Annotated in this window: 12 protein-coding genes and 2 pseudogenes; 5 read left to right on the top strand and 9 right to left on the bottom strand. The window is 59.2% G+C overall.

All coding sequences use genetic code 11. The annotated features are described in order from the left end of the window. Positions 1–593: 593 nt before the first annotated feature. The 3 genes from DGA31_RS28275 to DGA31_RS28265 all read left to right on the top strand — a co-directional run bounded on the left by DGA31_RS28275 (position 594) and on the right by DGA31_RS28265 (position 3633). Complete coding sequence (locus tag DGA31_RS28275) at positions 594–2366, top strand: GDSL-type esterase/lipase family protein (RefSeq protein WP_109514756.1); 1773 nt, start codon at positions 594–596, stop codon at positions 2364–2366. 9 nt (positions 2367–2375) lie between these two features. Further along, complete coding sequence (locus DGA31_RS28270) at positions 2376–3146, top strand: hypothetical protein (protein WP_152035087.1); 771 nt, start codon at positions 2376–2378, stop codon at positions 3144–3146. A 64-nt stretch (positions 3147–3210) separates the two neighbouring features. After that, complete coding sequence (locus tag DGA31_RS28265) at positions 3211–3633, top strand: structural protein (RefSeq protein ID WP_109514754.1); 423 nt, start codon at positions 3211–3213, stop codon at positions 3631–3633. An 83-nt stretch (positions 3634–3716) separates the two neighbouring features. Here DGA31_RS28265 and DGA31_RS28260 read toward each other — a convergent pair whose 3' ends face one another. The 9 genes and pseudogenes from DGA31_RS28260 to DGA31_RS28220 form a co-directional block, all read right to left on the bottom strand. Next, a complete protein-coding gene (locus tag DGA31_RS28260) occupies positions 3717–4583 on the bottom strand; it encodes a DUF2971 domain-containing protein (RefSeq protein ID WP_109514753.1) in 867 nt (288 codons plus the stop codon). A 141-nt stretch (positions 4584–4724) separates the two neighbouring features. Next, positions 4725–6671 (bottom strand): annotated as a pseudogene (locus DGA31_RS28255) (transporter substrate-binding domain-containing protein); the annotation flags it as partial. Positions 6672–6713: 42 nt separating this feature from the next. Continuing rightward, positions 6714–7340 (bottom strand): response regulator transcription factor, encoded by a 627-nt coding sequence (locus tag DGA31_RS28250; RefSeq protein ID WP_056837628.1) that lies wholly within the window; start codon positions 7338–7340, stop codon positions 6714–6716. Between the two features lie 280 nt (positions 7341–7620). Then, positions 7621–8019: a response regulator gene (locus DGA31_RS28245; protein WP_056837629.1), complete on the bottom strand. Its 399-nt coding sequence runs from the start codon at positions 8017–8019 to the stop codon at positions 7621–7623. A 226-nt stretch (positions 8020–8245) separates the two neighbouring features. Further along, a complete protein-coding gene (locus DGA31_RS28240) occupies positions 8246–9577 on the bottom strand; it encodes a deoxyguanosinetriphosphate triphosphohydrolase (protein WP_056837631.1) in 1332 nt (443 codons plus the stop codon). 66 nt (positions 9578–9643) lie between these two features. Further along, positions 9644–10807 carry an EAL domain-containing protein gene (locus DGA31_RS28235; protein WP_056837633.1) on the bottom strand — a complete coding sequence of 388 codons (1164 nt, stop codon included), beginning with the start codon at positions 10805–10807 and terminating at the stop codon, positions 9644–9646. 127 nt (positions 10808–10934) lie between these two features. Next, positions 10935–11291, bottom strand: a complete 357-nt coding sequence (locus tag DGA31_RS28230) for a hypothetical protein (RefSeq protein WP_056837636.1) — start codon at positions 11289–11291, stop codon at positions 10935–10937. Beyond that, positions 11288–11680 carry a phage holin family protein gene (locus DGA31_RS28225; protein WP_056837639.1) on the bottom strand — a complete coding sequence of 131 codons (393 nt, stop codon included), beginning with the start codon at positions 11678–11680 and terminating at the stop codon, positions 11288–11290. Before DGA31_RS28225 ends, DGA31_RS28230 begins: the two co-directional genes overlap by 4 nt. Positions 11681–11684: 4 nt before the next feature. Then, a complete protein-coding gene (locus DGA31_RS28220; protein WP_056837990.1) occupies positions 11685–11999 on the bottom strand; it encodes an ElaB/YgaM/YqjD family protein in 315 nt (104 codons plus the stop codon). Between the two features lie 336 nt (positions 12000–12335). Here DGA31_RS28220 and DGA31_RS28215 point away from each other — a divergent pair, with 336 nt between their 5' ends. Both DGA31_RS28215 and DGA31_RS28210 read left to right on the top strand, forming a co-directional pair. Beyond that, entirely contained in the window at positions 12336–13544 is a 1209-nt protein-coding gene (locus tag DGA31_RS28215) for an ammonium transporter (RefSeq protein ID WP_056837641.1), read from the top strand. A gap of 141 nt (positions 13545–13685) precedes the next feature. Next, positions 13686–13842, top strand: a pseudogene (locus DGA31_RS28210) (benzoate 1,2-dioxygenase large subunit); the annotation flags it as partial.

Below are 13842 nucleotides of genomic sequence, written 5' to 3'. Positions count from 1 at the left end.
CTGGAGCCGTTCAAGCAGAACCAAGGTTTCCCGCTAGTATACAGCCAGGTGATCTGGTTGTGGGAGTCATGTCGCCGTATGACGAGTCAGTGCCAACGGCCATGACTACGTTAGGCTGGATGCACTTTGCGAACAGAAGTCAGGATTATATCTGCGCTGCCCGGTACGTTCCTGATCTGGCTTTGCCCAAGTGGGAGCGGGCCGGGGGTAGCGCGCTGTTCATTTCGCTGCTGGTCTTTCGCGCGCGCAGTTGGTCCGTTGTTCGCCTTGAGTCCCACATCTCGCCTGCCGCGCCTGTAGACGTCCCGTGCGTTACGCGTAACGAGCTTTTACTGAGCATTGGCATCACCCCGCGAACAACGCGTAGTTGGGTTGGCCATATGCCTGACGAGGCGCCAGTGGCGCGGGTCGAGAGGGCGCTTGCGCCCGCCATGCAGATCTATTCAGCCAACATTGATAACCCTCGGTTAGTATCGGGCGTTTATGTAGATGCCGCCTCAGGGGCGGAACGTAACCTGATCCTTTCTGCATTCTGAAAAATAGAATTTACCCAAGCCGCCTAGAGCGGTTTTTTTGTGTCCGGAGAAAGACGCATGGACTATGAGAGCGCCCATACGGGGCCGAAAATCGACGCGGCAGTAGAGATGCTCGGGAAAGTTCAAGAGGCTCGGGACTCAACCAGTAGCGACTTGGCCGAGGTAAAAGTGCTGGCCAGTCAAGTTGACGATAGTGCGACTCAGGTCGCTACAAAAACAGAGCTGGTCAGCGCTAAAACAGAGCAGGTGTTAACAGGGGCTGCGGAGGCCGACCAGGCGCGGGTAGAAGCTGTACAGGCGTCCACGGTTACTGTCGCTGCAAAAGAAGAGGCTGTACTGTCCGCGCAACTTGCGCAGGCCAGTGAGTTTGCAGCTTCCCAAAGTCAGGTTGCAGCAGGACTTTCAGAACAGATCACTGTAGAGAAGGCAGCAATTGTGCAGGAGTTGGCGCAGCAGCTTGAAGGCGTTGCAGGGGGTGTGCAGAAAAAGAATGTACGGCCTCAGTATGTGCCTGTGTTCTTTGATGAGGAAAACAATGTACCAGCCTGGTTCTCGGACGGTGCATTCGAAGTTGTAGAAATCGGCCCCAGTACGACCTTGCTGGTTTCAACTATCGCAGGCACTGAATCGTTCAAAAGTAGCGCGAAGTTCGTGCCTGTGTTCATTGACGAGAAACGCAACGTAGGTGTCTGGCTTGAAGACGGGAAGCTGGCCGCGCTCGGCCTCAGTGATTCGCTCAAGGCGACCCTGGGGCTTGATCGAAAGTATGCCCCGGCCAACCAGCCAGCCGCCTCAGCCTTGCCCGTGGCAACGGATGGCCGCTCGCTCTGGGCCTGGCGTTCTCGGCTGGCGAAGATAAAAGCGGGTGCTGGCCAGGCTCGCTTGCTGATTACCGGGGACAGCTGGACGGAATACCTCGCGATTCCGCAGCAACTGGCCGCCCTGCTGCATGCGCTATTTGGCAAGGCAGGTTATGGCTGGATCAGCGTCAACGGCATTTACATGTTCGATGGCGCAACACTGCTGAGAAACGGCTGGACGCTTTACGACGCCTCGACGGGTGCTGTGCCGAGCTACGGAACAGGCATTGATGGCATGTATGTTTCTGCGGCTACTGCCACTGCAACGCTGACTGTGGGCAACGTCAGGGCCACGAACATCGACATTTACTATCGCCGGCACGGCGGGACTTTCCGCTGGCGGATCGATGGTGGCATCTGGAACGTTGTGGCAGCGGACGCCTCAGGCAGCCTGGGTAAGGTCAGTGTTTCGGGACTGGCTGACGCAGTGCACAGCCTTGAGATCGATACGACTGGCAATACCGGAACTGTCGTCCTGAACGGGTTTCGTGCATTCACGCCGGCAGCGGTAGGTGTCGAGCTGCTCAAGGCCGGCAATGCGGGGCTGGACGGCGAACAACTGGCACGTTTCAGCGCCAATATCAGCCCGATCGCGGTCGACTTTGCGCCCGATGTTGTGGTCGTGATCCTAGGCTCGAATGATTACCGTCGCAGTTCATCGACAGTCGAAAAATACATCGAGTCGTTGACTGCGCTGGTCTCCCAGTACAGAGCCGCATCGCCTGACTGTGCGTTTGTTTTCATCGCGCCGGCTGACAGCAACGGGGTGGCTGTTCGACCGCTCATTGACTATCGCGATGCGCTCTATGGGTTCTGCATTGCGAATGGTCATGAGTTTTACAACATGCATGACGAGTGGGGGCCGTTCGCAAAGATGAATGCGTTAGGGATGTGGGTTGACACCTTGCACCTCAATGACAGCGGCGCCTACGCGCTGGCATCGCGTCTGCTCTCCAAAATTCTGCTCTAAGGGGGTTCTATGACAACTGCTTTGAAACTGACTGATGTGATCTTGCCTGGCTCGGGTTATCCGAATATTCGTGATTTTGTTGCGCCTGTTTTCCCGCATGCATCTGGACTTGTCGGTCTCTATACGTTCGGCCCTCGGCCTGAGCTGAGCCTGGTAAACCATGCGAACGATGGGCTTCCGCTGATTGTGCATGGCACACCTGCAAGTAACAGTGATGGCGTTACCGTCTCCAAGCTCGGGTATCTCGATACCCAGCTACCGCAGACGTCCGAATTCACTGTCATCTCACTGTGCCTGCCGCTGCTGGCAGCCAGCTATTTGGACGGTCAGCTGCTGTTTTCAAACTACAAGCCGGGTGACGCGACACAGGGCGAGTCCGTTGCCTTCTTCGGGACTGCAAGTAACCCATCCATTGCGTCTGTCGGCAGCTTTCTCAACATTACTGGCAATGCTGTGGCAGCGAAGCCGCTGGCGATGCCGGCCTCGATCAGCACCACACGTCACGCCGCGTTTGCCGCCCGTGTCAGCCTGGACGGATCGACCAAGGTCTTCGTCCTGGACAATGGAGTCCTGAGCGCAGGAGCTTCCACCGCCGTCGCGCGCCTGCCGCCAGTATCGAGATCCATGTTGATCGGCCCTGGTTACGTCAGCACGTCGAGCTGGGCGGGCGCCTTGACGGTCAAGGTTCTGGCTGTCTGGCACGGTGCGCTGAACGATCAGCAGATCACCGACAACCTCAATTACCTGGCCACGCTTTATGAAGATCTGGTTGAGGCTTAACGACTACAGATTCCGGTATCCCACGGCCGCATTGAGCGGTTTTTTTCGTCCAAAGGAAAGTGAAATGACCACGACACGCGGCGTGCGCAACCGAAACCCAGGCAATATCGACTGGAACAAGGCCAACGACTGGGTTGGCCAGACCGGCAAGGAGGGCGGCACCGGTGGTCGCTTCGCCGTCTTCGACACGCCCGAGAACGGCATTCGCGCCCTGGGCAAGCTTCTGCAGACCTACTACAACAAGCACAAGCTGCAGACCGTGCAGGCCATCATCAAGCGCTGGGCGCCGGAAGTGGAGAACGACACCGGGGCCTACATCAATGCTGTAGCGGCCAGGTGCGGCCTGAAACCCACTGAGCAGATCCGCAACATCAAGGATGTCCGGGTGCTGGGTGGCCTGATGCACGCGATCATCAAGCATGAGAACGCCAATTTCGAATATCCCGAGGCGGTGTTTGCCGAAGGGCTGCGGCGGGCGCTGGCTTGATCGGGGTGGTGGCGGCCGGGCCTGGCTGGCGGCGCTCAGCGTGCTGCTGGCCTGTTTCTTAAAGTGCTCTGCCGTGACTATAATTAAGATGGCTGCTGTCGTAGAATAGATTCCATCTTGTAATCTGTGCGCGATAGCTTCATTTTGTATGCAGGAATCCCTAACTCGCTCGCCATTTCTAGTAGCTCGACTTCATCCTTTTTATTTGCTTTTGAGCCGATGTGAATGGCGGTTAATGGAGCTAATAAGCTTCTGCTTTGTGTGTCGGGGCCTTCAGGTATGATTATTCTCCATTCTTTTTCATACTCCCAGTCCAATGCTTTGTGCATTGCAGATGCAACTATAAATAAATTGTTTATCCCTTCTTTTTTGTCTGAGTTAACAATTCCAGATACGTCGTATATTTTTTTTCCATAGAAGACAGGCCATAATAGTAGGCTCATTATATGATCTTCCGGAAGGCTGGAAAAATCATACTCCATTGCAAATCCAGTGTGGTTGCTAGCGTAGTGGCCCCACATGAGCAGTGAATCAACGCGTTCGCTCAAAGAGCATATCTTGTACATGGATTGTATGGTTTTATTAAGCTTCTCAACATGCTCGTCATTTTGCTGGGCTGAGCTTTTTCTTAAGAACTCAATAATTCTATCTTTTTGATCAATAGAGTCTTTCTCGATCTCATTAAGAAGTTTATGAGTTTTTTTGTTTTCTAAGATTGAGCCTGTAGTGAAATTTACAGCGCAGTCATATGGGTCGTTGAATGCGTTTGCGGTGGTGCAGAATAACGATCTCTCCTTAAGGTTCTTGATTGAGTGTTTGTTGAGTGCTCTATATTTATATAGCGATTTTGGTATTTTTGAATACTTCAACTTCTGTGCAGTATGAATATCCTCAAGTAAGAGGTCGTCTCGGAATAATAGTGCGCCAAGTTGTTCTTGAAAGCTGCTCATTGATTACGCTCCTTAGCATTTTATCTGCGCGCTGGCGCCCGCATTATTCCCCAAAACCCAACCATAACCCACTGATTTTACTGGGCGCCAAGCACACATAAAAAGCCGTGTTAAAAACGGCTTTTTTCGGCTCAACATGCTGATCTGTATGGGTTTTCTTTCTCCGTTCATAGGATTTGTGGCCATGACCTGCTGGTAGTCGGCGGCGTACTCGGCCGCTTCGGCCGGATCGCTCAGAACCCCCTGGGTGACGCACTGGCCGATGACTGCTTCGCGGGTGGCCGAGAAGGTGCGCAGGTAGCTGTCGTTGCACAGCCGCAGCAGGCCTTCGCGATCACGGACATAGATCGGGTGCGGCGTGCCGTCGAGCAGCGTGTTCATGAATTGCAGTTGATCGCTCAGTGCACGTTCGGCCAGCTTGCGTTGCCGAATCTGGCGGCGCATCCAGGCGTTCCAGGCCAGCAGTCCCAGCAGCACCAGGCCTGCGCCGGACACGATGCGATAGATCAGGCGCTGATACGCGTGCCAGTTGACCCCGTTGGGGTTGTAGGTGCGCCAGCGTTCGTTGATGGCCGCCATGTCCTGCGGTGCGATGCCGGTCAGTGCCTTGTCGAGGATCGAGCGCAGCTCGGTGGCCTGTGCGGCGGTGGCCATGGCGATGAGCGCCGGCTGTTCACCCAGGGTCGCGGTAATGCGCAGGTGCTGGGCGAAGTGCCCGGAGGCCAGGAAGTAGTTGGCACTGAGCAACGAAACCGCCGCGCCGTCGACCCGCTCGTCGGCCAGTAGCTCAAGCGCTTGCAGCGGATTGTCGATGGGCACGATGACGATGTCGGGGTGCTGGCTGCGCAGCCAGGACAGCAGCGGGCTGTCCCGGGCCACGGCCAGGCGCTTGCCGCCCATCTGCAAGGGCCAGGCCGCCAGCGGGGCATTGCGACGGGTCACCAGCACAAAGGTGTTGTCCAGCCAGGGGCGGCTCAGGCCCAGTTGGGCGGCATGTTCGTCGCTGACCATCAGGGCGCCGATCATGTCGGCCTCACCCTGGTTGATCTGGCGCAGCATGTCGCGGGTGTCCGGTGAGCGCTGGACCTTGAAGCGCAGCCCGGTGCGCAGGCGTATGAGGTCGAGCAGGTCGGCGGTAATACCGCGAAACTGCCCGTCGGCATCGAAAAAGGTCAGGGGCGCATGGTTTTCATTGACCACGATGCGGACCTGCGGGTGCGCCGCGATCCAGCGTTGTTCGCTCGGGCTGAGCGACAGTGCAGGGCTGCCAGGCATGGGCTGGTCGCCGGTGCCCCAGCGCCTGGAGATTTCGAAGCGCTCGACCGGGGCAATCGCTTGCAGGGTCTGATTGATGATTTCCAGCAACCGGGTGTTATCGCTGCGCACCGCAAAACCGAAGCCGTTGGCCTCGTGCTTGCCGAAGCTGGCCACCTGCACGTTGTTCAGATAGCCCTTGTTGATGATGTAGCGGGTGGAAACGGCATCGCCGATGAATACGTCGGCCTGATCGAAGGCCACCGCATTTATGGCACTCTGGAACGAGCGATGGACCTGCAGCGTGGCGCCCGGGTACATGGCCTGGATTTCGGCCGGTGGCAGGTAGTGATAGACCATGCTCAGGCGCATGCCCTTGAGGCCGTCGCTCAACGAGCGTGTTTCTCCGGTGCGGGTCATCAACACCGGCTGGTCAATGGCGTAGGGGGTGGACAGGCTGACATTGCGCTCTCTGGCCTCGAAGCCATTGGCGCTGCCCAGCAGGTCGATCTGACCCTGCCTCAGGGCCTCGATGGCCGCGTCGCGGCTGTCGAAGCGCTGCACCACGATCGGCACGTCCAGTGCCTGGGCAACGATGCCGGCATAGTCGGCGGTCACCCCTTCGTAGTCGCGGCCCGAAAGCGTCATGTCAAAGGGCGGGTAGTCGGGAACAGAGGTGCCAAGGACCAGTTCTTTCTGGCTGCGCACCCATTGCCATTGCGCGCGGTCGAGCCTGACCTCGATGTGCGTGGGGTGGGAGCGCCCCAGCAGGTTGAGGGGGGCGGCGGCCATGACGCTTGTGTGCAGTCCCCAGGCCAGCAGCAGACACGTCATCCGTTTAAAGCTGTTTTCAAGACACCTCGACATCCACTTTACTCACACCAATGCATTGCGTTTAGCCATCTCGATAAGTTCCACCAGCGTCTTGGTCCTGAGTTTCTGCATGAGCCGGGTCTTGTAAGTACTGACGGTCTTGTTGCTGAGAAACATGCCCTTGGCAATTTCCTTGTTGGAGCGTCCCTGGGCGAACAGTTGCAGTACCATCAGTTCGCGATCATTGACCAGTTTGAACAGTTCGATTTCGCTGGGGTTGCCATTTTCGCCGGGGGGCGTATTGAGCGCCTGGCTCGGGAAGTAATTGTAGCCGGACAATACCGCCTTGACCGAGCTGAGCAGTTCGCTGAGGTCTTCCTGCTTGCACACATAGCCGGCGGCGCCCGATTGCATGCAGCGAATGGCAAAAAGATTGGGCGTCTGTGAGGTGAGGACCAGGATTTTCGAGGGCAGCCCCATGGAATTGAAGCGGGCCAGTACCTCCAGGCCATCGAGCTTGGGAATGCTGATGTCGAGAATGATCAGGTCGGGCATGCATTCACGCACCATTTGCATGGCGTCCACGCCATTATCGGTTTCGCCGACCACTTCGTAGTTTTCATTTTCAAGCAGCATGCGCACGGCCAGGCGAATAACGGGATGGTCGTCAATGATAAAAACTGAGTTCATAATTCAATCCATACAGACAGCGAAGAAAGCGCGCACATTAGCTCAGATGGTTGGCAAGTCACATGAATGAACAGGGTTGGTTGATGTATATAGGAAAGTTCCTACAGAAATTAACGTATTGGCGTACGTTAGTGCCCCGGTCCAGGGCGAATGGTTAAAGTAATGTGCGAATGGCCAGTATGTAATGGAAAGAGACAGGCGGGAGGCGTTTATTGTTTTAGAGAAAATTCCTACACGATAATGTTTGAGTTCTTACTTACAGGTCAGGCTCGCCATCGACTCAGTCTTCAGTGGCCGGTGGGCTTAGCAAGCGCAGCAGGTCAGGACCGTGCAGGGGCTTGTTCAGGCAGCCCAGCAGCGGCAGGCCACGCTGCCGGGCCGATTGTTCCAGGCCCTGCAACTGCTCATGTTCCAGACCGCTGAGCAGGATGGCCTGGCGGGCCAGCCCTTTGCGCCAGGCGTGATCAATCACTTCCAGGCCACCGATATCCGGCAGGCACTGGTCGCACAGCAGCAGGTCGTAGGGTTCGGGGCTGCGTTCAAGTGCGGCGAAGGCTTCGGCCGCGGTGAGGGCCGGGGTCAGCAGGAAGTAACCCTGGTTATTGAGCAGGATCTGGGTAGCGATCAGTTGGAAAGGGTGGTCTTCCACCAGCAGGATCCGCAGGTTGTGCTTGAACATGGGGTCTTCCGGCAGGTTCAGAGAGGAGGGCTCCGGGCATCATGGCCCGGTTTGGCAAGGCTTTGCGGGACGCGGGCAGGGCGCAGAATGGGGGGGATTATTCAGGAGCGCTTGTTCAGGCGGCGATAGGATATTTCTGACAAATGCGTAGGGTGTTTCCGAACTTGTAGCGTGCTTTGCTGCGCAACGGTGCAGGAAAACCCTGCACCGTTGCGGCTTTCAGGCTTCAGCGATGCCCCGAGCCGCCGGTCATTTCCTGTGCCATCTCGCTGGCGTAGCTGTCGGTCATGCCGGCGATGAAGTCGATCATGCGCAAAAAGGCACTGTGCAGTGGCGCCTCCGGGGCCGGTGCGCTCGTGCCCAGCAGGTCGAGGATGCGCCGGTGCTTGAATGACGGTGTCCGGCCGCCAAACTGCTCGACGGCCGCGCCACAAAAGGCATTGAGCAGTACTTCCAGGGTGGTGTAGGCACCGATCTCGTGCAGGGTCTTGCGCTTGTCCTGGAAGATTTTCTTGCGTGCCATGTCCTTGGCGCTGAGCACGCAGCGCTTGGCCGGACCGTGCATGTGCTCGACCAGATCGCCCTCCAGGCGGCCGTCGAGCAAGGCTTGCTGCTGGTTGACGAAGGCCCGGGCGGCAGCGTTGGTCAGGTGTTCGATGGCCTTGCCACGCAGGATGGCCAGCTTGCGCCGCCGCGAGTCGCCGGGACCCAGTTGGCGGTAGGTGTCGGGGACGTCATCGCCCACCAGGTCCAGCAGCAGCGCTTCGACTTCGGCGTACTGCAACAGGTCCATTTCCAGGCCGTCTTCCAGGTCGATCAGCGCATAGCAGATGTCGTCGGCGGCCTCCATCAGGTACACCAGTGGATGCCGGGCCCAGCGCTGGTCTTCGACCTGCGGGATGCCCAGCTTGTGGGCGATCTGCTCCAGTACCGGCAGTTCGCTCTGGTAGCAGCCGAACTTGTGTTTCTTGTAGCCGAGCGAGTCGGCATGCCGCGCCGTCCAGGGGTACTTGAGGTAAGTGCCCAGGGTGGCGTAGGTCAGGCGCATGCCGCCATCGAACTGGTGGTACTCCAGTTGTGTCAGTACCCGCAGGCCCTGGGCATTGCCTTCGAAGTTGAGGAAGTCGTTGCGCTCGACTTCGCTCATGCCGTCCAGCCAGCCACGGCCTGCCGCCTGCTTGAACCAGTTGCGGATCGCGTCTTCACCGGAGTGGCCGAACGGCGGGTTGCCGATATCGTGGGCCAGGCAGGCCGATTGCACGATCATGCCCAGGTCGCTCGGGTCGCACCAGTCGGGCAATTGCCCGCGCAGGGTCTCCCCGACCCGCATGCCCAGCGAGCGGCCTACGCAGCTGACCTCCAGCGAATGGGTCAGGCGGGTGTGGATATGGTCGTTGCTCGACATCGGATGCACCTGGGTCTTGCGCCCCAGGCGGCGAAAGGCACCAGAAAAGATGATCCGGTCATGGTCCTTGTGAAACGGGCTGCGCCCCAGCTCTTCAGGGCTGTGCAGCGGTTTGCCGAGTCGTTCGCGGTTAAGCAGGGTCTGCCAGTCCAAGGCCTTCACTCCGTGTACTCATAAGAGGACTAGCTTCGACGTTCACACGCCTGGCTGCAAGCGCTGTCACCACCCGGCGGCATCGATGTCGATCAGCAGCAGGCGGGTGCCGGTGGCATAGAACTGCCCGGCTGTCAGGCAGTACTGGTTGCTGGTGGCATCACGGTAAGTGTTGGACAGGATCAGCCGGCGTTCTTCCCAGCCCTCGGCCAGCAGATGATAGAAATAGGGTCGCCAGGACCAGTTGTGCCCCAGGTAGCGCGCATCGGCCTGCCAGGCCCCGTTGCGCCATTCCAGGTTCGGTGTCAGTTGCGTGCCATGCTTGTCGCACTGGTAGAAGCGCAGCAGCCAGGGATAGTCCTGCGGATGGGGCAGCTCACTGACCGGCGCATCATCCAGTGCCCAGCGTTGCAGCAGGCCCATCAGGCGGGCCAGCTGTTGGCGCAGGATCATCAGTCGTGCACGTTCGGCGACTTTTTGCAGCACATAGCGATCACGCAGCGCGGCAAAGGTGGCGACGAAGGTGTCAGCGGCAAAAAAGTGCTCTTCAGCATGGGCAAACAGGTAACCCTGAACATAACGCGCCCCGCATTCCAGGGCGAAATGCAGCTCGGCTTCGGTTTCCACGCCTTCGGCAATGATCCAGCAGCCGGTCTTCTCGGCCATCAGCGCCAGGGCACGCACCACGTCGCTGCTCGGACCGCCGCGTGCGGCCGCCTGGAACAGGCGCATGTCGAGCTTGAGGATGTCCGGCTGCAAGGCCAGTACCCGGTCCAGTTGCGAGTAGCCGGCGCCAAAGTCGTCAATGGCGATGCGGGCACCGGCCTTGCGGTAGCGATCGACCACCTCGCCCAGGCGCTGGCTGTCGCCGCCCAGCTCGGTGATCTCGAACACCACCCGCTGCGGCGCCACGCCGTGACGTTCAAGCTGTTGCAGGCTGGGCAGGGGTTCATCGGGCGTGACGCTGCTGATCCAGCGCGGCGACATGTTCAGGCTCAGGAACCAGTCTTGCGGCGCCTCGTGCAGCCGGCTCAGGGCATGGTCGCGGATGTCCCGGTCCAGTTGACGCAAGGTGTCGCCTGGCAGCACCGGATCGTTGAACAGCGGCCCGACCGACTGCAGGTTGCCCTGCGCGTCGCGCAGTCGGCCCAGGGCTTCTACACCGGCGATACGCCCCGTGGCGGTATCGATGAATGGCTGGAAGCAGGCAATGGGTTGCCCTTCGATCACAACGTGCTCCTTGAACAATTGACCGTGCACACAAAGCAGCGCCCGGGGTGTGGCCCCAGGCGCTGAGGGTGAGTGTGTTGCAAGATTGTAGCCAGAGCACGCAACAGGGCGGCAGAGCGCAGGCGGCTCAGTGTTTGCGCAGGCGGCTCTGGATGGCCAGCTTGATCAGCGGCATGAGCGTCACGCTCAGCCTGACCAGCCGGCTCAGGCCGCCCGCCCGTGCCGGTGCAACGCGCTCGCGCCCGGCGCCCTTGCCACTCAGAAAGCCCAGCAGGGCCACCGCACCGACACCCCACAGGGGCGCATGGCGAATACCCAGTGTCCCCGGCAGGTTATGCGCCATGCCACGTACCCGACGCAGGGGCTGCATCATCTGGGTGGATTCGTGGCGGATTTCCTGACGGTGCATTTCCATGCGCAGACGCACCAGTGCCTTGCGCAGTTCGCGCCGGGTATTGCCTTGATGTGATTTGGGTTCGCTCATGGCAGCAGTCGCTCACGGTCATTGGCCAGTTCTTCGAGCGTGGCACTGAACGGCGAGGATTCGTCGAAAATCGCCGCCCGCATGCGCAGGGCAAAGAACAGCAGGGCGAGGAAATAGAACACGCACAGACCGATGATGCCTACCATGCGGTAGCTGTCCCACAGCACGATCAGCACCAGGGCCGAAAGCGCGGTCAGCAGCAACAGGGCAAATACCAGGGCCAGGCCTGCAAACAGCAGCAGATGCAGCGTACGGGCCTTCTGTTCCTGCAGTTCGATGCCGAACAGTTCGATGTGACTGTGCAGCAGGCCGACGAAGGCGGCGCCCAGACGCCGTGGTGAGGGTCCTTGTGCCGCCTTTGCTGCGGCGGCTTCCGTTTCCGCACTCATGGCCTTAACGCCTGGAGGCCAGCAGGCCGATCAGGAACCCGGCACCGGCGGCGATGCCCACCGACTGCCAGGGGTTGTTCTGCACGTAGTCTTCGGTGGCAATGACGGCGGCTTCGCCGCGTTGGCGCAGGGAGTCTTCGGTCTGTTTCAGGGTTTCGCGGGCACGCAGCAGGCTGTCCTTGATCTGGTCGCGCAGCAGGTCGGCCTGTTCGCCGGCCAGGGACGCGGTGTGATCAAGCAGCTTTTCGGTATCGGCAACCAGAGTCTGGAAGTCGGCCAAGAGAATTTCCTGAGCGTTTTGAGGCGTACGACGGGCCATGATTTTCTCCATGAAGGGCATGTAGGGATTGAGAGTAGAGCGTTTCAAGGAAGGTTCACTTCGATTGCCATTTGCGGCAACAACGCACTGGTACAGCTTTTGCTTCGCGATGGTGCATGTTGTGGCGCAACTGCGCCAAACGGGCGCGGCGTTGGGCGCATACCCTACGCCAAAACTCCAAAAACCGAGAAATATCCGAAGCATTTTTCACTTCATGCCCTCGCTCGGGGCATGGCCGAAGGATCGGGTTGCCAGTGTATTGCGCCAGTTCGGTGCGTTCCGGCTGAAGAATGTATCGCTTTGGTGCTTTCAAGAACCTGCAGGTCTGCCTTTCCAATGGAAAATTTGCAAAGCGCCGTGGACACCCTGGTCCATGGATCCAACACCCTGTTTCTGCTGCTTGGCGCGGTCATGGTCCTGGCCATGCATGCCGGCTTCGCCTTTCTGGAAGTCGGCACGGTCCGGCAGAAGAACCAGGTCAATGCCCTGTCGAAGATTCTCAGTGATTTCGCGGTCTCGACCCTGGCCTATTTCTTCATTGGCTACTGGATTTCCTATGGCGTGACCTTCATGCAGCCGGCGGCGGTGCTCAACGCCGACCACGGTTATGGTCTGGTGAAGTTCTTCTTTCTGCTGACCTTTGCCGCGGCCATCCCGGCGATCATTTCCGGTGGCATTGCCGAGCGTGCGCGTTTCGTGCCACAGCTGTGCGCCACGGCGCTGATCGTGGCCTTTGTCTACCCGCTGTTCGAAGGCATGGTGTGGAATGGCAACTATGGCCTGCAAGCCTGGTTGCAGGCGCGCTTCGGGGCGGGCTTCCATGACTTTGCCGGCTCCGTGGTGGTGCACGCCATGGGCGGCTGGCTGGCACTGGCAGCAGTATTGCTGTTGGGGGCGCGCAACGGTCGTTATCGCGACGGTCGTCTGGTGGCGTATCCGCCCTCGAGCATTCCGTTCCTGGCCCTGGGCTCCTGGATCCTTATTGTCGGCTGGTTCGGCTTCAACGTCATGAGCGCCCAGACCTTGCCGGCGGTGAGCGGCCTGGTGGCGGTCAACTCGCTGATGGCCATGGTCGGCGGCACGGTGGCGGCCTTGCTGACAGGCCGTAACGACCCGGGCTTTCTGCATAATGGTCCGTTGGCCGGGCTGGTGGCGATCTGCGCCGGCTCCGACCTCATGCACCCGGTCGGTGCGCTGCTGACCGGGGTGATGGCCGGTGCGCTGTTCGTCTGGACCTTTACCGCCGCTCAAGTGCGCTGGAAGATCGACGATGTGCTGGGGGTCTGGCCCTTGCACGGCCTGTGTGGCGTCTGGGGCGGCATCGCCTGCGGCATCTTTGGCCAGCAAGCGCTGGGCGGACTGGGCGGTGTGAGCCTGATCAGCCAGTTGATCGGCACCGGCCTGGGCGTGGTGGTGGCGCTGGTCGGCGGCTTTGCCGTCTACGGCGGGCTCAAGCTGATTGTCGGCCTGCGCCTGAACCAGGAAGAGGAGTACTACGGTGCCGACCTGTCGATTCACAAGATCGGCGCGGTCAGCCAGGACTGAAAACAGCGCGGTGTGTTGCGCACCGCGCTGCCGAAACTTTGCGAGATATGGATAGAGGTCTGCACGAACTGGATATTTCCGGCTTCCGACCTCGTCCTACCATGGCCTCAATTGCACAATAACAATTGGAGGCCACAGGTCATGTCCCTCGGATCTGATTACCTGAATTCGCAGCTTCTGGAAGACAAGGAGCAGGGCATCTACCGCTGCAAGCGGGAGATGTTCACCGATCCGCGCCTGTTCGACCTGGAGATGAAGCACATCTTCGAAGGCAACTGGATCTACCTGGCCCACGAAA

It is taken from the genome of Pseudomonas ovata, from assembly GCF_003131185.1.
Classification (GTDB): Bacteria; Pseudomonadota; Gammaproteobacteria; order Pseudomonadales; family Pseudomonadaceae; genus Aquipseudomonas; species Aquipseudomonas ovata.
This window is presented reverse-complemented; position numbering and strand designations above follow the sequence as displayed.